Below are 23296 nucleotides of genomic sequence, written 5' to 3' on the forward strand. Positions count from 1 at the left end.
TTGTCTCTCCTTGTGTTGGATCAGGCGCGAGGCGCCGCGATCAGTGTGCCGATGGTGCTGTATGGCGTAACCATCGTATCGGCTGCGACGCAGCCCTGACCGATCCATGCGGTGGGAACCACACTGCGGTCCCCGATTTCCGCATCAATCAGCGTGGCGCTAGGACCGATTTCACAGCCGGTCCCAACGGCGCTTGTCCCCCGCAGGCAGGTGCCGGGGTAGATGGTGGTGTCGGCGCCGATGCTCACGTCGACGTCGATCCAGGTGGAGGCCGGGTCGACGATCGTCACGCCGGCGCGCATGTGGGCCTCGCAGATCCGGCGGTTCATCTCGGCGCCGAGTTCGGCCAGCTGGACGCGGTCGTTCGCGCCCGCGCTCTGCCAGTGGTCGGTGAGCTCGAGGGCGCCCGCGGTACGCCCGGCGGGGGCAGCAGCCGCGAGGACGTCGGTCAGGTAGACCTCGCCCTGATCATTGTCGGTACCCAGGGAGGCCAGGGAGGTGCGCAGGAAGTCCGCGTCAAAGGCGTAGATGCCCGCGTTGATCTCGTTGATCGCGGCCTGCTCGGGCGTGGCGTCGCGCTGCTCGACGATCGCCGTGACCGTGCCGGAGGCGTCGCGGATGATGCGGCCGTAGCCGGTCGGATCTTCGACGCGCGAGGTCAGGACGGTGACCGCGTGGCCCGCGCCCTCGTGGGTGGCAACCAGCTCGGCCAGAGTGTCCGTGGACAGGAGGGGAACGTCGCCGTAGGTGACGACGATGGTGCCGGAGACCGGCTCGACGGCCTGATCGAGAGCCTCGAGGCCACACTGGACGGCGCGGCCGGTGCCGGGGATTTCGTCCTGATCGGCGATGATGGCGCTGGGCAGCACGCGCTCGATTTCGGCGGCCACAACATCGCGCTGGTGGCGCACGACGGCGACCAGATGCTGGGGGTCGAGGCCATGGGCGGCGCGCAGGGCGTGTCCGATCATGGACAGGCCAGACAGGGGGTGAACAACCTTGGGGAGGGCGGATTTCATGCGCGTTCCCTGGCCTGCGGCCAGGACGATGACGGCGGCGGGGCGAGACATGTTCCTCCTCGGGGTCTGCGGTCCCATCGGGACCGGTCGCTCCGCCCCTAGGATTCGAACCTAGACTAAAGGCACCAAAAACCTCTGTGCTGCCGTTACACCAAGGCGGAATGCGTCCACTGTGATGATACCTGCACCCCTCGCACGCTTTCAAACGCGACCCCGCGCCCACTGCTTGGTCGAAGCATAGGCCACCCCATGCCTCGTGTGATACTGGGGGCATGGCTGAGAAGAGGACACGAATGAGCGGCTTCGCGCGCCGCGAGCAGCTGGTGGCCGTGGGACGTTCCCTGTTCGCAGAGAAGGGCTTCGGCGCGACCAGCGTCGAGGAGATCGCCGCCCGGGCGAAGGTCTCCAAGCCCGTGGTCTACGAGCACTTCGGGGGCAAGGAAGGCCTGTACGCGGTCGTCGTCGACCGCGAGGTGCAGGCGCTCATCTCTTCCCTGCAATCCTCCCTGGAGTCCTCGGAACGCCCGCGCCTGATCCTGGAGAACGCGACCCTGGGCCTGCTCGACTACATCGAGCGCAACACGGACGGCTTCCGCGTGCTCGTGCGCGACGCCCCCTCGGACCGCACGGCGGGTTCTTTCTCCTCGGTCATGGGCGACGTGGCAACCAGCGTCGAACACATCATCGCCGAGCAGTTCAAGCGCTCGGACTTTGACACCACCTGGTCTCCCCTGTACGCGCAGATGCTCGTCGGCCTCATCGCACAGGTCGGCCAGTGGTGGCTGGACGACCGCCGCATGAAGAAGGACGAGGTCGCCGCCCACGTCGTCAACCTCATCTGGAACGGCCAGCGCGGCCTGCGCCCCCACCCCACGCTGCGGGTACGCTCGGGAGAGGGACGCTGAGTTCATCTTTGGCAGATACGACGAGGCCGTGGCGGGTATTCCCAGCCACGGCCTCGTTTATGAGTGAGACTCAGCGCGCCTCGTAGGAGAGGCAGTCCGCGGTGCCCGCGCCGACCGAGATGGAGGCGGCGGTGCACTCGAGGGCGTTGTTGTGGGCGCAGTCGGCCTTCTGGCAGGCGCCGACGAAGGTCTCGACCTTGCCAAGGCCGCCCTTGACGGTCAGCGGGATGAAGGTCGTGCAGGAGGTCGAGTAGCCGACGGTGATAGCGGCGGCTCCGCAGCTCTTCTCCTTGTTGTAGGAGCAGTCGGTGACGGAGCAGTCGAGGATGCGGGGCATATCTGCCATTGGAGTGTCCTTTTCAACGTGGCCCCGTGGGGCCTCAATGTAGCCGGTCGCGACCGGGATGGCCGCGCTGTTGACTCCAGTGATACGCCTTTTCGCAACATATCCAAAACGTGGCGAGTTTTCGTTGAAATTCCAAGGGTGCACGCGCGCTGTTCGAGGGTTAATTTCGCATTCACACCATCACTAATTACGCAAATAAATGCGGTATTTGTTTTGCGTAATTGGGGTAGGTGAGCCTGCGCTGCGCGGGTGTGGCAAACCTACCCTGATCGGCTCTCACGCGCGGAATCGCCCGCGCCACCGTGGGGCAGCGCGGGCGATTGCGGACCGGAGCAGTCAGTCAGGAAACGATCATTTCGCGGACCAGAAACGGACCACGATCGTCGTGCCGTCATCTGCCGGCTGCGAGCGCTCCAGATCAGCGACGTAGTCGTAGGAGCCGGAGAAGTCAGTCGACGTCGGCAGGTACTGGGGCAGGTCAGCGAGCGTCACGTTGTAGACCCGCTTGCCACCCTCGACGGAGTACTCCATGTCGGGCGTGATCGCCACGCCGTCCGCCTTGGAAACCCAGTAGCGGTTGATCGTGCCGTGAGCGCCACGCTCGTCGCGCTGGTACCAGTAGAGGCTGTAGTTCTCAGTCTCGGGGACGGTGCGCACGACCTGATCCCCCACCAGCACGTGGTTGACGATCTGGGCCTGCTCGGTGGCCACGGCCTCGTCGTCACGCTTGTTGTCGCGCAGCGTGATGCCCTGCTTCCTCAGAGCCTCAGAATCGAGATCGAAGTTCGCGCTGATCTCTTCGGCGTAGGGGCGCACGATGAGGTTATCCGTCACGGAGACGTTGAGAACCTGCCCCACTTCCAGGTTTTCCTCAAAGTCGATCGCGCCCCGCTTCTTGCCATAGAAGTCATCGGTCGTACCCGTGCGGACGAGCTTGTTATGGGTGATCGTCATGCCCGCGTGGTTGTACGTGAAATTACGGCCTTCGAAGACGGTGCTAATACGAATGCCTGCGCCGGAGAAGTTATTGACAATGAGGTTGTCCTTGACGACGTGCCCCTCACCGCCGAACAGTCCGATACCGCCTGCTCGCCATCCCAGCTCGATGGTGTTGCCGATGAACGAGTTGAACTTCGAAGCATCAGCATCGCTCTGGGAGCGCAGATCATTGCTCGCCCAGGACGCGAGGCTATCGTCGCCGTTGCCACGCACGGAGGAGTTTCGGACCGTGGAGTTCTTGGTGCCCTGCACGAAGTTGACGCCGTCGGCGAAGTTGTTACGAATGCGGGAGTTCTCGATCACCATGCCGTCGGTGTAGGTCATATGCTCATGATCACGGTAGGCACCCATCCAGAAGCCACACTCAAAGTGCTCGACCCACACGTTGGCGACGCGAGTGTTCACACCGGCCGCGCCGGCAAAGCCCTTGTACTGAGCTCCTTCACCGAAGCGAGACTTCAGGTTCGAGGACATGTAGAAGTCGGTCAGCGTCTCATTGCTCGCACCTGGATTAAAGACGATGCCCCCGCCCTCTCTCTGATCGGAGGTGAAGAAGATGTTGGTGTACCACAGGCCCGCACCCTGGAACGTCAGGCCAGGGTAATCGATGCCGATCTTGCGGGAGAATTCCCATGTTCCTGCGGGAATGTAGACCACCTTGGAGGAGGTGTTCGCCGCCGCATCCATCGCCGAGATAAGGGCGTCATCGTCGGCTACGCCATCGCCGGGTTTCGCATTGTTGTAGTCGGCGATGCTCACGGCGCCTTCGGGGCGCTCGATGGCCGGTGCGGCCTGCTCGAGCTCGATGAAGTCGATGCCGTACTCGGTATCGTTCTGATCAACCTTGACGATGCGCACATGGTCGCCCTTTTGGATCTGACCGTTGAGCAGCGTGTGCACCTCATCAAAGCGAAAACGCTTGTGTGCGGTACCAGGGGCCAGGGTCGGCTCGTCGTAGACACTCTCCTTGTAGACGTACTGCCAGGCAGTCTCGGAGGACAGGGTGAGGGTCGCAGCAAGATCGTTATTAATGTAGACCTGCACCTGACCCGACTTGTGATCGGGCAGGGTGAAGCGCAGGTCGAGGGCGTTGGCTGCGGACGTCGCAGTGAAATCCAGGGAGGAATCCTGGTCCTTCAGGGCCACGTAGGACTGGCCCGAGGCCTCGATGGCCGTCGACTCGATGTCGTCGGAGCGCTCGAGCGTCGTCCCGTCAGAGCGGCTCGCCTCCTCGGCCTCGTATCGCGCGTAGGGGACGGTCGCGCCGTACTGTTCGTCGGCTGCGACCGCACTGGGGACCAGTGCAGGCACCAGCGCGATGACGCCGAGCAGGCCCGCTCCGGCGATAAATGGTCCGCGTTTCATGTAACCCTCAAGCCTCTTTTCATGCCCTGAAGCGCGCTCGAAGCGCCGCTTCACTCCTAGGTCCCACTTGTTGGAAGGAACCCGGGCACATAGTAGCGGAATCTGACCACTATCAAAGAGTTGCTCGGAAATTTTCCCAGTCAAGAACCGCGGAATACTGCGGATTAGACCGACAGTCAATATTTGCACTGTAATTATAAATATGAGATTCCGATAGCGTGGCAGAGATTGAGGACGAGTCGACGAGGCCTCGGCTGCTGCTGTGCTTGTGGCGATTACTACCAGCGCGAGGCGTCAACTGAGGAAGTCCACAACCACCACAGAAACCCCATCAGCTTTCAAACCGAAGAGCGGACTTCCGCCACTCCGCCCAATACCGGTTAGCACCCCTACGCTCCTCATGGGTTACCCAACGACGAAGCACGCCACCATCTTCACTAGCATAGGCTTCGAGTAGCTGCGGCGGGGTCAGGTCATGGACCCACGAGAGCCGACTAGCGTAGCCATCAACATCCTGAAAGATCACGCCTTCATGGCGGCCATAGCTCCGCGCGAAAGGCCAGCCCTTCCCCCTCGATGGAAGCTCAATTGCCGCGTAGCGCAAGGCATATCTCACCAGAGGCGCCTTACGCAGCACCAGCACCTTAAAGGCAAGCTCAATACTCGTGGTCGAAAAGAAGCAACAAAAGTCCCCCCGCTCAAATCCTCCGAAATGGTATACCCCATCTAGAACTTGAAGCTTGTATGCTGGCAACCCTTGCCATTTGCTGTAAAAAAGACACTGCTCCCTTGCCGCATCAACCACAACCTCATCATCGACAAGCAGCTCACAGAACGCTTTGAGCTCATCAAGAAAAGCTTCAGCACCACTGCCGTCTCTGAAGAAACCACTACTAAAATCTACTCCCACTCGCCCAACACTATCACCCTCATTTCGCCCCTAAACTACCAGCTGCCTTACTATCAGCCGAGCCAACACCGACGACGTCAGGAAAGCCACTGACGCAGAAACGAGCCCCCTGATGGATCCATTTATCCAGTAAGGAGTTCATCGAATTCGATTTGCATCACCTGCGAGAGTTGATTGAGTTCCGGACGCACCGGGAAGATTGTATGCATCTCCATCGGGATATATGCGCCATCCAGGGTTAGGCGACCGGTGATAGGGGTCAACTGCTCGAAGCCCAACTGGGGCGACACATTCTCCAGCCCCGCAGGAACATCGATTCGCGGCCACCCGCGGCGCCACCGCGCTTTTTCACCAATGCGATGATCGCCCATTTCAACATGATCTCGCCATAGTCACTGAACTCATCATCGAATATACGGACGCCCAAGCCACTGACGAAGCAGAGGCCCGCCGTCGGGAAGCATGTACGCGTGCAACAGTTCAGACGGAGACACATCGTAGAGCCAGGCGAGGGACACGCAGTAACGCTCGCTCATAGAGTAGAACTCCAAATGCTCACCATTCGGTCCATCAAGGGCAGCGTATCGCCACGTCGGCCTCTCTTCAAGCACCCAACCGACAGGCAACTCATCGCCCCTGATCGGCACACCCAACGTCTGCAGGCCCAGAGAGTGGCGCAGGATTGAAGCCGTGTAGTTGACCATCACCTTTTGAGTGAGCTCCATCGACGCCGAATTGAAAAAACCCTGCGTTCTCACCTGACCGCGTTCCTCTTCATCGAAGCAGTATTGCCCGTCCTCCAACCACAGGAGCATTCCCGATCCGAACCCCGCATCGATCGACAGGCCGGTGCCACCTCGTTTGAAGCCGTTGTACACCTTCAGTCCAGTGTGCCGGTTCATGACCGCCACATACTCGTCCAGGAAGGCCATCGGGTCATTTTTCTTCCCCGAGCCCATCCTGCCAAAAAAGCAACTGAAAGCATTCAGCATTGCATTCTCCCTCTCCCCAGGAGCCCGCCAGCTAACAACGATGGCCCCTGAAGCAACCGTCCTCACCGCAGATACGGGCGCCCGAGCCAGCGACGAAGCAACGGCCCGCCGTCGGGAATCATGTACGCATTGAGCAGCTCGGAGGGAGTCACATCGTAGAGCCAGGCGAGGGACACGCAGTAACGCTCGCTCATAGAGTAGAACTCCAAATGCTCACCATTCGGTCCGTCAAGGGCAACGTATCGCCACGTCGGCCTCTCTTCAAGCACCCAACCGACAGGCAACTCATCGCCCCTGATCGGCACACCCAACGTCTGCAGGCCCAGAGAGTGGCGCAGGATTGAAGCCGTGTAGTTGACCATCACCTTTTGAGTGAGCTCCATCGACGCCGAATTGAAAAAACCCTGCGTTCTCACCTGACCGCGTTCCTCTTCATCGAAACAGTAGTGACCATCCTCCAACCACAACACAGCACTCTCACTAAACGCATTGTCAATCGAAAGGCCCGTACGCCCCCATTTGAAACCATTACGCACCTTAACCCGAGCGTGCCGGTTCATGACCGCCGCATACTCGTCCAGGAAGGCCATCGGGTCATCCCCTTCCCCGGATGCACCTCTCTTAAAGAATCGTCCCAATGCGTGCAGCACTGTCTTCCTCCCGATTGCCAGTCACATTCGATAGCTGACGAGCACAGCGAGTACCGCCCACACGACTCGTTTGAGTAAACGGCACAGCTACTCACGCCTTCACTCACTCGAGCAAATCCGCCGCCTCGAGCCAGGCCTCCTCCAGCTCGTCCATCTCGGCCAGGACGTCCTGGTGGGCCGCTGAGACCTTCGTCAGCTCGGACACCGCCGAAGGATCCGTCGCCACCTGGATCGACAGTTTCTCCAGCTTCGCCTCCAGGTTCGAGGCCTCCGCCCGCAGGCGCTCCAGCTTGCGTTCGATGCGGGCCACTTCCTTCTTGGCCGCGCGCCGCGCCGCAGCGTCACTCACGCCACCGCGAGCGCTCCCCTGCCCCGCACTGTCCTCGCCCGAGGAGGCGTCCGCGGAGGGAGCGGCAGAGCGGGAGGCGGAGCCGGCCTCGTCGGCGCGAGAGGACGAACCAAACGCCCCGAGGTCGCCGGAGGCGCGCATCTGCAGGTACTGTTCGACGCCGCCGGGCAGGGCGCGGACCTGGCCGTCGCCGAGGAGGGCGACCTGGTGGTCGGTGACCCGCTCGAGGAGGTAGCGGTCGTGGGAGACGACGACGAGGGTGCCCGGGAACGTGTCGAGTAGGTCCTCCATGGACGCCAGGGTGTCGGTGTCGAGGTCGTTCGTGGGCTCGTCGAGGAGCAGCACGTTCGGCTGGCTCATGAGCAGGCGCATGAGCTGGAGGCGGCGGCGCTCGCCGCCCGAGATCTCGCTGATGCGCGTGTAGGCGCGGGCGCGCGTGAAGCCCATGCGCTCCGTCATCTGCGAGGCGCTGACCTCCTTGCCGTCCACGACGACGGTCTGGGCGACGTCGGCGACGGCCTCGACGACGCGCATGTCGGCCAGTGCGTCGAGCTCATGCGTGTCCTGAGAGAGGGTCGCAACCTGGACGGTCTTTCCGCGCTTGACGCGCCCCGAGGTGGGCTCGAGGTCGCCGCGCAGCAGGTTCAGAATCGTCGTCTTGCCGGCGCCATTGACGCCGACGATGCCGACGCGCTCGGCGGGGGCCAGGCGCCACGTGACGCCCTTGAGGATGTCCAGGCGCGAGCCGTCGGGGCGCGTGAAGGACACGGAGACGTCCTCGAGGTCGATGACGTCCTTGCCCAGGCGCGCGGTCGCCATCTTCACCAGCTCGACGGTGTCGCGCGGCGGCGGCACGTCGGCGATGAGGGCCTCGGCGGCGGCGATGTGGAACTTCGGCTTGGAGGTGCGGGCGGGTGCCCCGCGGCGCAGCCAGGCGAGCTCCTTGGTGAGCAGGTTGGCGCGCTTGGCGGCGGCCACGTCCGCCTGGCGCATGCGCTCGGCGCGGGCGAGCGTGTAGGCGGCGTAGGAGCCGTCGTAGATTTCGACGTGCCCGGCGATCTGCGGACGGTCGCCGCCCGGGTCGACGCCGGGGACGACCTCCCAGATGTGCTCACACACAGCGTCGAGGAACCAGCGGTCGTGGGTGACGGCCAAGAGCGCGCCGGACGCGCCGGGGCGGGCGAAGCGGGCGTTCAGGTGCGCGGCCAGCCAGGCCACGCCCTCGACGTCGAGGTGGTTGGTGGGCTCGTCCAGGCACACGATGTCCGCGGTGGCCGCGAGGACGCGGGCGAGCGCGACGCGGCGGCGCTGTCCGCCCGACAGGGTACCGACGAGGGCGGCGGGATTGATGTCGGCGAGGAGTCCGGCGTGGATGTCGCGCACGGCCGGGTCGGAGGCCCACTCGTACTCCTCCATGCCGGGGTGAACGGCCTGGATCACGGTGTCCTCGGGGTCGAGAGTGTCCGCCTGGGTGAGGACGGCGACGCGCACACCGTCGCGTCGGGTCACCACTCCCCCGTCGGGTTCCTGCGTGCCAGCGACGATGCGCAGGAGCGTGGACTTTCCGGCGCCGTTGGGGCCGAGGATGCCGACGCGGCTGCCGTCGTCGAGGCCGACCGTGACCCCTTCGAGGAGCTTGCGCGACCCCGCGAGGGCGCCGACGTTTTGGGTTCCGAGCAGGTGCGCCATCAGATGGCCTCCGTCGATTCGATGCGGGCGCCACGTGCGGGCCCGTGGGTGGGGATCGCGCGAGCGACCGTGGGAGCGTCGCTCAAGGTTGCCGCCAGGGTCTGGGCGTGCTCGGCGTCGCGCGCGAGGGCCGCGACGGTCGGGCCGGACCCAGACAGCGTAACGGCCAGAGCTCCCGCGTCCTTCGCGGCACCGATAGTCTCGGCCAGCTCGGCGCGCAGGCGCAGGGCGGGTGCCTGCAGGTCATTGACGAGGCAGTGGCGCAGTTCCTCGTGTCCCCCGCAGAGGGCGGCGACCTCCTCGGGCGTGGGTTCGGCCAGGGCGGGCGCACCCGCCGCGTCGACACGGTCGAACTCGCGGAACACCTCGGGGGTGGACAGACCCTCGCGGGACAGGAACATGACCCAGTGGTGGCGCCCCTCCTCGTCCCCCTCGCGCAGGACGCTCATGTGGTCCCCGCGCCCGGTTCCCAGCGCAATGCCGCCGGCCAGGCAGGCGGGGACGTCTGCGCCCAGCGAGCGGCCGATCGCCTGCAGCTGCTCGTCGCCCAGGCCCAGCTCCCACAGCTCGTTGCAGGCCACCAGGGCGGCGGCCGCGTCGGCGGACCCGCCCGCCATGCCGCCGGCGACGGGGACGCGCTTGTCGACGCGGATACTCAGGCCCGCGGCGGTGGACGCCCAGGGGCCCGCGGCAGCGAGGCGCTGGAGGACGCGCGCGGCGCGCACGGCCAGGTGGGTGGCCGGGTCCACGTCCGCCATGGCGCGGGTCGTGGCCTCGTCGACGCTGCCGTCGGGCAGGTACGCGATTGTCTCGACGCGCACGCCGGGCGTCTTCGAGGTGCGCACGGTGACGGTTTCACGCAGGTTCAGGGCCTCGAAAACCGTGACGAGGGGGTGGTAGCCGTCGGACGTGGGCGCTCCGACGCGCAGGGTCAGGTTGACTTTTCCGGGCGCACTGGCGCGCACTTCACGCATGGCGTTCCTTCTTCCTGCCGATTGTGTGACCGGCGGCCGTCAGCGGGCTGCGGTCGACGCCGCGAGGGTGCCGTTTGCGCGGGCCTCGATGACGGCACGGCCCAGCTCGACGAACTCGTCGATCGAGAGGGTCTCGCCGCGGCGCGTCGGGTCGATGCCGGCGGCGGACAGGAGGGCCTCGGAGGCCTCGGGGCCGCCCGCCCAGTTCTTGAGGGCCGCACGCAGGGTCTTGCGACGCTGCCCGAAGGCCACGTCGGTGACCTCGAAAGTGGCGCGGCGCAGCTCGTCGTCCCCGCGCGGGGTCTCCAGGCGCGTCAGGCGCACGAGGGCACTATCCACGCCGGGCACGGGCCAAAACACCGAGCGGCCGATCGTCCCCGCGCGCTCCACCGAGCCGTACCAGGAGGCCTTCACGGAAGGCACGCCGTAGGTGCGCGATCCGGGGCCAGCGGCCAGGCGGTCCGCGACCTCGGCCTGGACCATGACGACGACACCCTGGATGGAGGGGAAGGCCTCAAGCATGTTGAGCAGAACCGGCACGGCCACGTTGTACGGCAGGTTCGCGACGAGTTTGGTGGGGGCGGGCCAGTCCACGCCGAAGTCATCGACACCGCTGATTTCCGTCGCATCCATGGTCACGACGTGGAAACGGTCGGCGGCCTCGCTCATGCGGGCGTGCACGGTCTGCGGCAGCGCTGCGGCCAGGGGCGGGTCAATCTCGACGGCCCGCACGCGCGCACCGACTTCCAGGAGCGCGAGCGTCAGGGAGCCGAGACCCGGGCCGACCTCAACGACCTCGTCGCCCTCTTCGACGCCTCCGGCTGCGACGATCTTGCGCACCGTGCCCGCGTCATGCACGAAGTTCTGGCCCAGCACCTTGGTGGGGCGGATGCCGAGCGCCTCGGAGATCGCCTTGACTTCGAGGGGGCCGAGCAGGCCCGTCTCGGAGGGCACGGCTCCCTCGGGCAGGGTCGGGTCGAGGCGGCTGCGCGTGTCGCGCTGGTTTCGGGGGCTGGAGGATCGGCTCACGCTGGCAAGTCTAGTGCACGGGGCCGACGAGGCCGGGGCAAGCGGCGCTGTGAGGCTCAGCCATCTGTGAGGCTCGAAGCGTCACTGAGCGGGTGGAGGCGGCAGAACGACGCGCACCTCGTACTTGCTGGCCTGCTCGCCGAGAACAGCGTTGACTTGCTTCTTCACGATGTCTTCCACACGCCCCTGCGCCTTGTCGAGCAGGCCCTTGGAGATGGCCTCGTCTGCGGCAGCGGTCTCCCGTTCCGCCAGGAAGGTGGTGACTTCTCCGACCTCGATCTGGTTGACAACGGAGAAAGACTGGTCGTAGGTCTCGACCGAGGCGGGGTCGATGGAGGCGGAGAGAACTTCGACGGCAGGCACGGTCACCGTCACAACGTGGGCCGCCTCGTCAACCTCAACCTGAATCTGGCTCACATCGGCCACCCCGGCCTTCACCTCACCCGAATAGGTGATGAGGTAATGGGCACCCGTCCCCGGCACTTCCATGCCGAACACCTTGGTTCCCTCCTCAGAGTATTTCCCCACCTGGGTGAAGTTGTAGGACTCAGTGGCGAGTTCACCAATGTCAGCGAAAGAGTTTTTCACAAGAGTCGTGTCAACGGTGACGACAGGTTCCGCACCCTGATCCTGCGTGGACCCAAAGCCGAGTACGGGGGCAGCCTTCATGCCACCGGCGAATCCTGCTCCTGCAATCGCCAACGATGCAACCACTCGAGCAACGCCGGAAAAACCCATGATGACCTCACTGACACAAACACGATGAATATTAGGTAACCTTCACGGGAATTGTAGGGTAAGTGTCAAGGTGACACAACAGCGGCGCCACGCAGATAGGTCACGCACATCCGGATAGGTTGCACGCTTCCGGATAGGTTAGCCACATCCGGATAGGTTAATAAGCTATCCGGATGTTCATTACCTATCCAGATGCTCGTTACCTATCCGGATGTTCATTACCTATCCACATCTTCACAACCTATCCACATACCAACGGCGCGCCAGACTGTCGCCTTCCCCAAGAATCTCGCACGTAATTTAACTTGTTCAGTTTTTAGCCACGGCCCAAAACCGCATGTTTTCAACGATACGATTTCAAATCCTGAAAGACACGGCAGGAAATTACGTGCGACATTGTGGCGGGAGCACGCATGTGACCACAGGAAAAGGCCGGGCCCGACAACCTTCGTTGTCAGACCCGGCCCTCACAAGCTCTCAGACTTAGTACCAGCCCACGGCGTTGGAGTGCGCCCATGCGGAGCAGGGCGTGCCGTAGCGGCCCTTGATGTAGCCGATACCCCAGTTGATCTGGGTGATCGGGTTGGTGCGCCAGTCAGCGCCGGCCGAGGCCATCTTGGAGCCCGGCAGCGACTGTGGGATGCCGTAGGCGCCCGACGAGGCGTTCTCAGCGTAGGGGTTCCACTGCGACTCGCGGTTCCACAGGAGGACCAGGCACTGGTACTCGCTGTCGCCCCAGCCCTGGGCTGCGACGAGGGGCTTGGCCAGCGAACGCGGGTCCTCACCGGAGTAGTTCGTGGGGACGGCACCGGCGGCGGCAGCGGCAGCAGCGGCGGCGGCAGCCGTGGCGGTATCCGCGTTCTTCGAGTCGGCGGCGATCGCGGCGATCTCTTCCTTCGTGGAGATCGTGCCAAGCTTCGCACGGTAGCGCACGGAGGTCGTGCCGTCCGCCTCGGTCTTCTCCTCGAGAGTGGCCTTGGGATCAATACCGGCGGCAACGAGGGCGGCCGGGGTGGCCTCCTTCGTTCCCTCGCTGCGCACCTGTGTCACGGGCTGCGAGGTCGAGTGCTCGGTGATCGGCACGGAGGTCAGGACCTCGTCGCCGTTCTTTTCCTGCCACACAGTCCACGTGGTCACGCCGTTGATGCCGACCGTGGTCACCTGGGACTCGCCCACGAACAGGTCGGAGCTGGTCGCCGTCGTCTCACTGAAGGGGATTTCGACGGTGGTCGTGGCCTCGCCGCGGGTCACGCGGCTGACGTTGATGGTCAGCTCGCCATTGGGGCCGGTCGAGACGGTCACGCGGTCCAGGGGGTGAACGGACACGCCGGCCGCTTCGAGGATGGCGCGCGCGTCCTGACCGGGGCGCGCGGCGACCTCGCGGGTCGAGCCGTCCACCGTGACTGCGACGTTACGAGCGCGCGACACGAGCGGGGTCAACTCGTCACGGGACGAGGAGCGGTCCGCCGCAAGGGAGACAGCCGAGCCCAGCGGAGCGGCGTCGGCGAGGATGCTATCCGCCGAGGAGGCGGTGGTCCACAGGGTGCGAGTCTGGCCGTCGACCTTCACCGTGTAGGCCTTGGAGGTGCGCACGACAATCGTGTCACCGTCACGCACGGCCTCAGCCGGGCCGGGCTGCACGAGGTCGTAGCTGCCGATGCTCACACCGGCAGCCTTGAGGGCGTCACCGACGGTGTTACCCCACGAGGTCACGGGACGAGACACTCCGTTGACCTCGAGCATGACAGAGGTGTGCGAGGAGGCGACGCCGACACCGGCGATGCCGAGGACACCCGCCGAGGTCAGGGCTGCAACACCCAGAACGACGCGCGGAGATGGGGCAAAGGAGCGCAGACGGCCACCGAGGACGTGCAGGGCGCTGGCGGCGGACGCACTCAGGGAGGTGCTCAGATGATGGCTCACAATTCTCCAGTTACTCGCTATCGGTACTGCTGGTCAGCTTAGCGTGGGCGCTCGCTGGCACGCCAGAGTCCTGGCATGCCAGCGGGCAATGTCACGTCAGACGAGGCCGAGCTTGTAGGCGCAGCCCCACTGGCCCCAACCGGAACGCTGCTGAAGCATGCGCGCACGCATGGTCTGCTCCTCGACGGAGGCGTCGGAAGGCAGGCCGGAGCCGCCGACGGAACGCCAGGTCGGCAGCGAGAACTGGTACATGCCGTAGTAGCCGTTGCCCGTGTTGATCGACGGGTTACCCCCGGACTCACACTGGGCAATGGCCGCCCAGATCGCAGCGTCGTCGCCGGAGACCGCGGCAGGCGCGGAAGCGGACGAACCGGACGAGGAGGAGCCGGAGGAAGCAGCACCGGAGGACGACGAGGCCGAGGTATCCTCAGCCTTCTTGGCCTTCGTACCCTTGGAAACGATGCGCTTGGTGGGCTCGGTGCGGGTCGTGGACAGGACGGCGGAGACGGTGACGTTACCGTCGATGGTCTCCTGGTAGGCCTCGGTCACCTCGGAGCCGGCCACGCCTTCCTGCACGGTCTTCTCGGTACCCTCTTCGGCCTCGGCGTCCTCACGCTCTTCGGTCTCGTAGGGAATCTCGGTCGTGGTGGACACGGTGCCGCGCACGACGCGAGCCACGCGCAGGGTGGTCTCGCCGTCCTTGTTTTCCAGGGTGACGCGGTCGATCGGACCGGCGCTCACGCCAGCCTTTTCGAGTATCGCGGTCGTGCCCTCGGAGGACGAGGCGACGACGTCGGTCGTGGTGCCGTCGGCGATGACGTGGATGGTGTCGCCGGTCTCGGCGACGGGCATTTCGGCGCGGGTGTAGGAGCGGTCGGCCGCCATGGACGCGGCGGACGCCGGCAGGGCCGCGAGCACGCCGGAGATAGACGGAGCGGTGGACCACGCGGTGGTCTGGTTTCCGTCGACCGTCACATCGTATTCGGTGGCGGTGCGCACGACGACGGTGTCGCCGCTCGCAACGCGCTGGTCGGAGGCGGGGGCGACGAGGTCGTGAGCGCCGACGGAGACGCCGGCCGTGCTCAGGGCATCGCCCGCGGTTGTGAAGAAGCCGGACACGTCGTGGGTGACGCCGTCAACCTCGACGGTCACGTGACGATAGGAAGTCCCGACGGCAGCGGCAGCGGTTCCGGCCACCAGAAGGGCCGTCGCGGCTGCGACGGAAATGACGGTTGTACGGGAGGGCTGAACGCTCACGTGTCTCCAGAGTTCGTAGGTTCCGTTTCGAGGGCCTCGTCGACGTGTGTCCCGCGGCGCGCGGAGAGTTCAGACGAGTAGCCCGAATCGGACTGACACACCCACCGTAACCAATTTGTTACCGTTGCGCGACCACTTTGACGCAATTCACCAGTCAGAGAACGCCGTCACAACACCACGCAGACACCAACGCTCCCCCTATCGGGAGGAACGAAAACCTCACCAGGTACCGTAGACCGCCTCGGTGTTCGCCCGCAGTTGGTCGCACGCCGCCGCCTCGCTAACGCCCCACTGGTCGGCGATGAAACGCACCGTGTGAGCCATGACGTAGGAGGCGTTGGGGCAGCCGCGCCACGGGACAGGCGTCAGGTAGGGGGCGTCGGTCTCCACGAGGACAAGCTCGCGCGGCAGGAGCGCAAGAGCTGCGCGCAGGTCGGAGTTCGCGGGGTAGGTGATGGGGCCGGCGAAGGATGCGTACCATCCGCGCTCGGCGAGGTGCTGCGCCATCACCGCGTCCCCCGAGTAGCAGTGGAAGACGATGCGCTGGTCCGCGCTCGCGCGCTCGTCGAGAATCGCCAGGGTGTCCTCGTGGGCGTCGCGGTCGTGGATCTGCAGGGGGAGGTCGGCGCGCTGCGCCATGTCGATGTGCACGCGGAAGGATTCCTTCTGCGCCTCGCGGCCCGGGTCGGCGGTGCGGAAATAATCCAGGCCGCTCTCCCCCACCGCGACGACCATCGGATCGCCCAGGCGAGCCTCGACGGCGGCCAGGGCCTCGTCGAGAGGCACGTGGTAGTCGTGCACCTTCGGGACCAGACCGTCGGGCGAGGGGTCCGCGCAGCCGGCGTGCAGGGCCGCGTCGTTGGGGTGGATCGCGATCGCGACGCGCACGCCCTCGTGAGCGCGCGCCAGCTCGATCATCGGATCGAAGTCGGGCAGCTCGCAGGCGCTCGAGATCATCCGAGTGACGCCCACCTCGCGGGCACGCTCCAGCTGTTCCTCGATGCTGAGCGCCACGCCCTCGCGCCGGGGGATCTCGCCGACGTGGGTGGGCAGGTGGGTGTGGTTGTCCACCACGGGCGCCGCCAGGGGCGCGGGCGCGTCGGGCCAGGGACGAGGCTTACGCGGGCTCATGCGAGGGTCGCGACCTTTCGGGAGAGATAAGGAACGAGGCGGGTGCTCATCAGCGGGCGAGCACGACGCCGCGGGCGACCTCGTCGACGACCTCGTCGCCGAGGAGGTAGCGCACGATCTCGAGACCGAGCTCCAGGGAGGTGCCGGCGCCGCGGCTGGTGATGATCTGCTCGTCGACGACGACCGGGTTCTCGTGGACGACCGCACCGCCCTCGGCGATGGCCTTGACGAAGGCGGGGTTCGCGGTCGCGTGGCGGCCGTCGAGCACGCCCAGTTCGGACAGGATCGAGGGGGCCGCGCAAATCGCGGCGATGGGCTGGGCGGCGTCGGAGCGGCGCAGCACCTCGGCCTGGATCGCGGGCGTGGCCTTCAGGTTCAGGGTGCCGGGCATGCCGCCGGGCAGGAAGAGGACGGTGTAGGTGGACAGGTCCACGTCCTCGAGCATGAGGTCGGCGACGACGCGGATGCCGTGCGAGCTGGTCACGTGGCGCGCGTCGGTCACGGAGATCAGGTCCGAGCGCACACCGGCGCGGTACAGGACGTCAGCGACGGCCAGGGCCTCGACCTCTTCGAAGCCGTCGGCCAGCATGATGGCGACGGTGGCGTCGGTGGCAAGCTTCTCGGGAGTGGGCATGATTCCTCTTTCCTCGCGGCTACTCAAACGAGCGTTACGTCCAGGTTAGCGCAGCCGCGCGTGCCCCGTGACGCGCCACGACCTCGCCCCGTCAGGGACGAGGCCGCGTGCATCACTCGGAGCGCAGGGCTTCGACCGGATCCTGACGCGAGGCGCGCGAGGCCGGGATAACGCCCGCGATGACGGTTAGGCCGACGGACACTGCGATGAGTGTGAGGGCCGTCAGAGGCGAAAGCTGGGCAATATTCTCGACATTGAACGATGAATAGGCGATGCTATTCGCAATCGCGCACAGCCCGTAGGTGACGCCCACGCCCATCAGGCCAGCCAAGAGGCCCTCAATGACTGTCTCCGCGTTGAACACGCGCGAGACGTCGCCCTTCGAGGCGCCAATCGAGCGCAGGATACCGATCTCCTTGCGGCGCTCAAGGACCGAGATGTAGGTGATGATCGCGATCATGATCGAGGAGACCACGAGAGAGATCGACACGAAGGCGATGAGCAGCCAGGAGATGATGTCGACGATCTTGGTCACCGAGCTCATGAGCGCGCCCATGACGTCGGAGTAGGTGATGACCTTCTCGGGCGCGCCCGCCGCCTTGTTGTCGGCGTTGTAAGCATCCAGGGCGGCCTTCACCTTGTCCTTGTCCGCGAAGGACTTGGGGTAGATCGAGATGTTCGACGGGGAGGCGATATCCGCCCATCCCAGGTTCCTCAGATTCGTCTCGAGAGTCGGCACGTTCGTGGAGAACATGGTCGCCATCAGCGCGGCGAGGGACTTCTCGTCCACGTTGGACTGGAAGGCCTCGGCGAAGGCCTGCGGGTCCATGGAGAAGGCGCTCGACATGTTGGTGGCGAACTGCTCCATGGTGGAACCGATCTGCTCACCGATCGCGGTCGACAGCTGCGTCATCATCGAGGTCATCGCGTTCGTCATGGCTTCCTGCATGACCTGGCCGATGACAGCGCTCACGCCCTGCGTGAGGGTGGAGCCCAGCTGGGCGGCGATCTGCGTGGAGATCGCGTTCATGACCTGAGTGGAGATGTCGGTGCCGATCTGGGCGAGGGCCGGGTCGTCCCCGAGGGCCTTCGTCAGGTTCGCGGCGAGCTTGTCGGAGTCGACGACCTGGTCGGAGGAGACGGCAGCTCGCAGCTGCTCGAGTACCTCGGGCTGAGAGAAGTACGCCGAGGCCAGGGTCGCGAAGTCCGTCGTGCCGCCTGCCTCGATCTGCTCGCGGGCGTAGTCCTGGAAGCCCTGGGCGATCTGGGAAGCTTGTGCGCTCAGGTAGTCGGCCGCGCCGTCCTTGACGGCTCCGTCGGCCAGAGCCGAGCGGATGATCGTCTGGAAGTCGACGTTGGCCAGCTGCGGCAGGTCCTTGCTCAGCTCTCCAAAGTCGAGGCCGGACAGGTCGAAGGCCATGCCGGACTGGGCGCCGGACTGCGCGGCGAGGGCTGACAGGTCAATATTCGACAGGTCCATGCCCGACATATCGAGGTTGGAGAAATCCAGGCCGGACAGGTCCATGCCGGAAAAGTCCAGGCCCGACAGGTCCATCTGCATCTTGTCGGGGTCGATCTGGAACGCGGCGGAGAGCTTGGACTCGTCCACCGTGAACAGGGAGGACATATCGAAGCCGCCGGACTGGCTCTTCTGGTTGTCCGCCAGTTCCTTGAAGGTCTTGCCGGTGAAGACATCGACGTCGGGCTTGGCGCGCTGGGCCTTGACGATCGGGCTGGCCGCCGCCTCCTCGATGATCTGGTAGGTCAGAGCGGGCGTGTAGGCGATGCCCTGACGCAGGGCGCCGCCCTTGTCGGAGTTGGGCTTGACGATGCCGGAGATCGTCAGCTGCTGGCCGCCGTCCACGAGCTTCTTCATGTAGTCCGCGTCGGAGGAGCGGTCGGTCCAGACCTTGTAGGTGTCGTCCCACGTGTACTTGTCGAAGGCGTTGACGCGACGGAAGGTCGTGCCCAGGATCGCGGAGTAGTCGTAGGTCGCGGCACTGGCCCCGGACTGCGCGCCCGACTGTGCCCCGGACTGGCTCTTACCCCCCAGGGCACCCTGGTAGTACTGGCGCATCAGGTCATCGAACTCCTTGTGGTCCTTGAGACCCAGGGTGTATTCGAAGAGGTTGGGGATGTTGCCGTCCTCATCCAGGACCAGGACGACCTGGTTCGCACCGCTCGGCCAGGAGCCGGCAACCACGTCGTACGCGGAGGTGTACAGCGAGGAGGTCGCGGGCATCTGGTAGAAGGCATTCGTCTCCATCATCGACCCGAAGGCCCCGGAACCGAAACCGGCTTCCATCTGCTTCATCGACTGGTCGGGGCTGACCTGCACGGTCGCCTTGGACGTGTCGGACTGGTAGATCTGCGGGACGATGTCGTAGTCGTACTCGATCGCGTTGACCATCGTGTTGATGTCGCCGCCGTTGTTGTCCAGGTAGGTCTTGAGGGAGGCCAGGTCGTTGGTCTTCGCGTCGCGGATCGTGTCGGCGAAGGTGCGCAGCTTAGAGACGCCGACCTTGCCGTCGGGCGCGGGCTGGGAGTCCTTCGAGTCCGAGGCCGACACGGACAGCGCGGCCGTCATGTCGATGCCCGTTTTCTGGATCGTCAGCGGATACGCGCCCAGCGTTTCCTCTTCGGTTTTGGCGATATAGGCATTGGTTCCGTTGGCCAGCGCGAGGATCGCGGCGATACCGATGATGCCGATGGACCCCGCGAAGGAGGTCATGAGGGTGCGGCCCTTCTTCGTCATCAGGTTGTTGGCCGACAGGGACAGGGCCGTTAGGAAGCCCATCGAGGTGCGGCGCGCGGGCTTAGCCTCGCGGCGGTCTTCGGCGGTCGGCACGAAAGGATCGGAGTCGGCGACGATGCAGCCGTCAGCCAGCTCAACGATGCGGGTCGCGTACTGGTGGGCCAGCTCGGGGTTGTGCGTCACCATGATGACGAGGCGGTCGCGGGCCACGTCGCGCAGCAGGTCCATGACCTGCACGCTCGTCTTGGAGTCGAGGGCGCCGGTGGGCTCGTCGGCCAGCAGGATTTCGGGGTCGTTGATGAGGGCGCGCGCGATGGCGACGCGCTGCATCTGGCCACCCGACATCTGCGACGGCTTCTTGTGGACGTGTTCCTTCAGGCCGACGCGCTCGAGGGCGTCGAGGGCGCGCTTGCGGCGCTCGGAGCGCGAGACGCCCGACAGGGTCAGAGCCAGCTCGACGTTCGCCAGGACGCTCTGGTGCGGGATCAGGTTGTAGGCCTGGAAGACGAAGCCGATGCGGTTGTTGCGGTAGGCGTCCCAGTCGCGGGCCTTGTAGTCCTTCGTCGAAATGCCGTCGATGACCAGGTCGCCGCTCTGGAAGCGGTCGAGGCCGCCGATGACGTTGAGCATCGTCGTCTTGCCGGAGCCGGACTGGCCCAGCACTGCCACGAACTCGTTATCACGAAACGCCACGGAGACCTTATTCAGCGCCACCTGCACGAGGTTGGCGGTCTGATAGGCCTTGACGATCTCCTTGAGCTCTAGCACGCTTTATCCTCACATCTGCTGTTGATTCCGCATACAAGTCTAGGCGAGCGATCACCACACAAGACCGCACCTGTTCACTGACTGACCCCTGATCGTCCCCTGACAAGCCCCTGAAGTCGTATCTGCCACGTCACATCGCGGTCCCCAAAACCCAGCCCGGGCCTCGTTCATCGAACGGCCTGCAGGGGCGCGCGAGACCGAGCGGCTAGACTGATCCCATGACCGACCTCACCCAGATTCCCGTGCCCAACGAAGGGCCAATCACTGACAAAGTCAAGGAAATCTACGAGCGCTCCTTCCCGCCCGAGGAGCAGATCCCGATGCCCGAGCTGCGACGCAGCGCCGAGCGCGACGATGTCGATTTCCTCGCGTGGATCGATCCATCCCTGCCCGCGGGCGAGGACGGGGCCGGCAACGTGGTCGCCCTGACCTTCTCCTTCGTCTTCCCCGACCTGTTCTACCTGGGTTTCCTCGCGGTGGACGGGCGCACGCGCAGTGCGGGCTACGGCTCACGCATCCTCACCCACTTCCGCGAGCGCTACGGCGACGTGCCACAGCTGCTCGAGATCGAGCCGGTCGTGCGCGAGGCCGGGAACTACCAGCAGCGCGTGCGACGCCTGAAGTTCTACGAGCGCAACGGTTTCACGGTGACGAACATGCTCACGCACGAGGCCGACCAGACCTACCGGGTCCTGGCGCGCGACGGGATCGTGAGCCCGCAGCGCCTGGAGGAGGCGCTCAATTCGGTCACGAACGACCCGGCGTACGCGTCGAGGGTGACGACGGACTGATGCGCTGACCTCGCTCGGCTGATGCCAGAGCGGCGATCAGTTGTCGACGCCGCGGCTGGAGACCAGCAGGATTTCCTCGTTGTCGAGTCGGGCGAGCGCGCCTTCCAGGGCCGCCGAGGAGAAGATGCCCTCGTCGCGGGCCTGCAGGAGGGCGTCGCGCTGGGCGTGAATGGCCTCCAGTGCGAGTTCACGGATCTGGTCTCGCGTGAAGGAGCGCTCAACCTCCTCCTCGCTCATGTCGACGGTGCCGTGACCGTCGTCGTCCGTCTCGCTCGCGGAAGCAGCGTCCGGGGGCGTGGTGTCTTGGAGAATGTCGGTGAGGACGCGGTCGGCTGTGCGGGCGATGCGAGCACCCACGGCCTCGTCGTCGGCGGCGACCGCGTGCCCGATGCGTGAGAGGGTGCGCGAGACGCCGGCAGACAGCAGGGTCTGGCCGTCGACCTCGTGGATCGCCTGGGCGAGCGCCGTGTCGACCAGCGCGGAGCCCATCACCTTCAGGAGCTTGGCGCGCTCTTCTTCAGAGATATCGCCCGTGGCCATCTTGGGCTTGACGATGCGAATGAGTCCGGGCAGGGTCAGGCCCTGGATGACGAGGACGCCAGCAGCGATGAACAGGGCGATAGTGAGCAGCAGCGCGCGCATCGGCGCATGCGTCGAGATGGTTTGCGCAGCGGCCAGGGTGATCGCGCCGCGCATGCCCGCCCAGACGATGACACTGCCCTCGCGCGGGCCCAGCGGTTCGCTCTCGAAGTAGTCCAGGTCGGATCCGCGCATCGCGTTGCGGCGCGCGCGCCGCTTGAGGCGGCGGCGATAGAGGTTGAGTGCCTCATCCCAGTGTTCGGGGCTCAGGTCGCGGGCCTCGAGCATGTCGGCGTCGACCTCGCTTGCCTCGTGCATGCGCTTCTCAAAGCGCTCGATGCGCGCTGCCTCGGCCTCGTAGCGCCGCTGACGGCGCTTGTGCCGATGGTCCAGCCAGGTGAACATCAACGCGATGAAGACGGCTCGAATGACCATGATGAGCGCGCCGAGGATGACGGCGAGGAAGGCGGCGAAGGCCAGGCCGCCGGAGAACGCGGCGGTCTCCTCGACGATCCCGAAAGCCTGGAGGCCCATCGTCAGGAAGATCCCGCTCTCCAGGACGAGCGTCATGGTCTGCCAGTTCTGCTGGGAGAATCGCCTGTTCATCGCGGAGATCGTGGCGGCGCGGCGACGCGAGACGACCAGGCCGGCGACGACGGCCGCGACGAGGCCAGAGCCTCCCAGGTGCTCGGCTGGGATCGACGCGATGAAGGGCATCGCGAAGGAGAAGACCGTGTCGGCCGAGGGCTCCTTGATGAGGGCACGCAGACGCACGCCGACCTCGCCGACGACCCAGCCAATACCCGCGGCGATACCGAGGGCGATGGCGACCTTGCCGATGAGCAGGCCCGGATTCAGGGCGTGTTCGTCGGCGGCCAGGCCGGCGCTCATCGCGGCGGAGAGCAGGACCAGCGAGGTCGCGTCGTTAAAGAGCCCCTCGCCTTCGAGGACCGTGATGATGCGGTGGGAGACACCCGAGCGTTTCGCGATCGAGATGGCGACCGCGTCGGTCGGCGACAGGACCGCGCCCAGCGCGACACCCCAGGGCAGGGAGATCGCGGGGACCAGCCAGTTGATGACGAAGCCGACCGCGAAGGCGGAGAGGAACACGAGGGGAATCGCGAGCATCGCGACGGCGTGCATCTCGCGGCGGAAGTCCATGGTCGGCATACGCACGGCCGCCGAGAACAGCAGGGGCGGCAGCACCATCTCGAGGATGATGTGCGGCTCGATCTCGATGGCCCCCACCTGCGGCAGGAACCCGATCGCCAGGCCGACGACCAGCAGGATCAGGGGGGCTGCCACGCGCACCTTGGGCGCGACGAATTGGCATGCCACGATGATGAGCATTCCGGCCACGGCGATAAGAAGGGGTTCCACAGATCAATTGTATTGCGAGCAACCCCCCACAGCGTCGTTGCCATCTCACCGCATCAACTACGCGCGCCGCGAACTCGCGCGGCGTACCACGCCCCGCCCGCATGGCCTCGACA

At 65.3% G+C, this 23296-nt stretch carries 19 protein-coding genes and 1 tRNA gene; 2 read left to right on the forward strand and 18 right to left on the reverse strand.

Going from position 1 to position 23296, the window contains the following annotated elements:
• Positions 1–20: 20 nt before the first annotated feature.
• Complete coding sequence (locus tag CYJ22_RS03675) at positions 21–1070, reverse strand: bifunctional UDP-N-acetylglucosamine diphosphorylase/glucosamine-1-phosphate N-acetyltransferase GlmU (protein WP_007589596.1); 1050 nt, start codon at positions 1068–1070, stop codon at positions 21–23.
• A gap of 39 nt (positions 1071–1109) precedes the next feature.
• A tRNA-Gln gene (locus CYJ22_RS03680) sits at positions 1110–1180 on the reverse strand.
• Positions 1181–1291: 111 nt separating this feature from the next.
• Between CYJ22_RS03680 and CYJ22_RS03685 the strand changes: the two genes are divergently transcribed.
• Positions 1292–1924, forward strand: coding sequence for a TetR/AcrR family transcriptional regulator (locus tag CYJ22_RS03685; RefSeq protein ID WP_034496902.1), 633 nt, complete (start codon positions 1292–1294; stop codon positions 1922–1924).
• Positions 1925–1994: 70 nt separating this feature from the next.
• On the opposite strand, the gene CYJ22_RS03690 is transcribed toward CYJ22_RS03685, so the two are convergent.
• The 15 genes from CYJ22_RS03690 to CYJ22_RS03760 all read right to left on the reverse strand — a co-directional run bounded on the left by CYJ22_RS03690 (position 1995) and on the right by CYJ22_RS03760 (position 20433).
• Positions 1995–2270: a DUF1540 domain-containing protein gene (locus CYJ22_RS03690; protein ID WP_101601179.1), complete on the reverse strand. Its 276-nt coding sequence runs from the start codon at positions 2268–2270 to the stop codon at positions 1995–1997.
• A gap of 351 nt (positions 2271–2621) precedes the next feature.
• Positions 2622–4634, reverse strand: a complete 2013-nt coding sequence (locus CYJ22_RS03695; RefSeq protein ID WP_101601181.1) for a glycosyl hydrolase family 28-related protein — start codon at positions 4632–4634, stop codon at positions 2622–2624.
• A 331-nt stretch (positions 4635–4965) separates the two neighbouring features.
• Positions 4966–5544 (reverse strand): hypothetical protein, encoded by a 579-nt coding sequence (locus CYJ22_RS03700; RefSeq protein ID WP_101601183.1) that lies wholly within the window; start codon positions 5542–5544, stop codon positions 4966–4968.
• A gap of 122 nt (positions 5545–5666) precedes the next feature.
• Complete coding sequence (locus CYJ22_RS03705; RefSeq protein ID WP_243390447.1) at positions 5667–5915, reverse strand: hypothetical protein; 249 nt, start codon at positions 5913–5915, stop codon at positions 5667–5669.
• A gap of 33 nt (positions 5916–5948) precedes the next feature.
• The gene (locus CYJ22_RS03710) at positions 5949–6536 is read right to left on the reverse strand and encodes a TNT antitoxin family protein (RefSeq protein WP_243390448.1); all 588 of its coding nucleotides are present in this window, start codon (positions 6534–6536) and stop codon (positions 5949–5951) included.
• Between the two features lie 62 nt (positions 6537–6598).
• Entirely contained in the window at positions 6599–7126 is a 528-nt protein-coding gene (locus CYJ22_RS03715; protein ID WP_101601317.1) for a glycogen debranching protein, read from the reverse strand.
• A 163-nt stretch (positions 7127–7289) separates the two neighbouring features.
• Positions 7290–9224: an ABC-F family ATP-binding cassette domain-containing protein gene (locus tag CYJ22_RS03720; RefSeq protein WP_101601185.1), complete on the reverse strand. Its 1935-nt coding sequence runs from the start codon at positions 9222–9224 to the stop codon at positions 7290–7292.
• Complete coding sequence (locus tag CYJ22_RS03725) at positions 9224–10198, reverse strand: 4-(cytidine 5'-diphospho)-2-C-methyl-D-erythritol kinase (RefSeq protein ID WP_101601188.1); 975 nt, start codon at positions 10196–10198, stop codon at positions 9224–9226. Before CYJ22_RS03725 ends, CYJ22_RS03720 begins: the two co-directional genes overlap by 1 nt.
• A 39-nt stretch (positions 10199–10237) precedes the next feature.
• Positions 10238–11227 carry a 16S rRNA (adenine(1518)-N(6)/adenine(1519)-N(6))-dimethyltransferase RsmA gene (rsmA, locus tag CYJ22_RS03730; protein ID WP_101601191.1) on the reverse strand — a complete coding sequence of 330 codons (990 nt, stop codon included), beginning with the start codon at positions 11225–11227 and terminating at the stop codon, positions 10238–10240.
• A gap of 81 nt (positions 11228–11308) precedes the next feature.
• Positions 11309–11965, reverse strand: coding sequence for a DUF4230 domain-containing protein (locus tag CYJ22_RS03735; protein WP_081493519.1), 657 nt, complete (start codon positions 11963–11965; stop codon positions 11309–11311).
• A gap of 483 nt (positions 11966–12448) precedes the next feature.
• Positions 12449–13888, reverse strand: a complete 1440-nt coding sequence (locus CYJ22_RS03740; RefSeq protein ID WP_101601194.1) for a ubiquitin-like domain-containing protein — start codon at positions 13886–13888, stop codon at positions 12449–12451.
• 96 nt (positions 13889–13984) lie between these two features.
• Positions 13985–15145: a resuscitation-promoting factor gene (locus CYJ22_RS03745; RefSeq protein WP_101601196.1), complete on the reverse strand. Its 1161-nt coding sequence runs from the start codon at positions 15143–15145 to the stop codon at positions 13985–13987.
• A 219-nt stretch (positions 15146–15364) separates the two neighbouring features.
• A complete protein-coding gene (locus tag CYJ22_RS03750) occupies positions 15365–16276 on the reverse strand; it encodes a TatD family hydrolase (RefSeq protein WP_101601199.1) in 912 nt (303 codons plus the stop codon).
• A 49-nt stretch (positions 16277–16325) separates the two neighbouring features.
• Complete coding sequence (locus CYJ22_RS03755) at positions 16326–16910, reverse strand: DJ-1 family glyoxalase III (RefSeq protein ID WP_101601201.1); 585 nt, start codon at positions 16908–16910, stop codon at positions 16326–16328.
• A 112-nt stretch (positions 16911–17022) separates the two neighbouring features.
• Positions 17023–20433 (reverse strand): ATP-binding cassette domain-containing protein, encoded by a 3411-nt coding sequence (locus CYJ22_RS03760; protein WP_101601203.1) that lies wholly within the window; start codon positions 20431–20433, stop codon positions 17023–17025.
• A gap of 218 nt (positions 20434–20651) precedes the next feature.
• On the opposite strand from CYJ22_RS03760, the gene CYJ22_RS03765 reads away from it, so the two are divergent.
• The gene (locus tag CYJ22_RS03765; RefSeq protein ID WP_007589976.1) at positions 20652–21224 is read left to right on the forward strand and encodes an N-acetyltransferase; all 573 of its coding nucleotides are present in this window, start codon (positions 20652–20654) and stop codon (positions 21222–21224) included.
• Between the two features lie 36 nt (positions 21225–21260).
• Here the strand turns inward: CYJ22_RS03765 and CYJ22_RS03770 are convergent, their stop codons facing one another.
• On the reverse strand, positions 21261–23153 hold the full coding sequence (locus tag CYJ22_RS03770) for a cation:proton antiporter (protein ID WP_101601206.1): 1893 nt from the start codon (positions 23151–23153) through the stop codon (positions 21261–21263).
• Between the last annotated feature and the right edge of the window lie 143 nt (positions 23154–23296).

It is taken from the genome of Schaalia odontolytica (assembly GCF_002847525.1).
Taxonomy (GTDB): Bacteria; Actinomycetota; Actinomycetes; order Actinomycetales; family Actinomycetaceae; genus Pauljensenia; species Pauljensenia odontolytica_B.

Bases quoted from the DNA above. Each gene is read 5' to 3' on its own strand.
- CYJ22_RS03675 (WP_007589596.1), bottom strand. From the start codon at position 1,070: ATGTCTCGCCCCGCCGCCGTCATCGTCCTGGCCGCAGGCCAGGGAACG.
- CYJ22_RS03685 (WP_034496902.1), top strand. From the start codon at position 1,292: ATGGCTGAGAAGAGGACACGAATGAGCGGCTTCGCGCGCCGCGAGCAG.
- CYJ22_RS03690 (WP_101601179.1), bottom strand. From the start codon at position 2,270: ATGGCAGATATGCCCCGCATCCTCGACTGCTCCGTCACCGACTGCTCC.
- CYJ22_RS03695 (WP_101601181.1), bottom strand. From the start codon at position 4,634: ATGAAACGCGGACCATTTATCGCCGGAGCGGGCCTGCTCGGCGTCATC.
- CYJ22_RS03705 (WP_243390447.1), bottom strand. From the start codon at position 5,915: ATGGGCGATCATCGCATTGGTGAAAAAGCGCGGTGGCGCCGCGGGTGG.
- CYJ22_RS03710 (WP_243390448.1), bottom strand. From the start codon at position 6,536: ATGCTGAATGCTTTCAGTTGCTTTTTTGGCAGGATGGGCTCGGGGAAG.
- CYJ22_RS03715 (WP_101601317.1), bottom strand. From the start codon at position 7,126: ATGGCCTTCCTGGACGAGTATGCGGCGGTCATGAACCGGCACGCTCGG.
- CYJ22_RS03720 (WP_101601185.1), bottom strand. From the start codon at position 9,224: ATGGCGCACCTGCTCGGAACCCAAAACGTCGGCGCCCTCGCGGGGTCG.
- CYJ22_RS03725 (WP_101601188.1), bottom strand. From the start codon at position 10,198: ATGCGTGAAGTGCGCGCCAGTGCGCCCGGAAAAGTCAACCTGACCCTG.
- CYJ22_RS03735 (WP_081493519.1), bottom strand. From the start codon at position 11,965: ATGGGTTTTTCCGGCGTTGCTCGAGTGGTTGCATCGTTGGCGATTGCA.
- CYJ22_RS03750 (WP_101601199.1), bottom strand. From the start codon at position 16,276: ATGAGCCCGCGTAAGCCTCGTCCCTGGCCCGACGCGCCCGCGCCCCTG.
- CYJ22_RS03755 (WP_101601201.1), bottom strand. From the start codon at position 16,910: ATGCCCACTCCCGAGAAGCTTGCCACCGACGCCACCGTCGCCATCATG.
- CYJ22_RS03765 (WP_007589976.1), top strand. From the start codon at position 20,652: ATGACCGACCTCACCCAGATTCCCGTGCCCAACGAAGGGCCAATCACT.
- CYJ22_RS03770 (WP_101601206.1), bottom strand. From the start codon at position 23,153: ATGCTCATCATCGTGGCATGCCAATTCGTCGCGCCCAAGGTGCGCGTG.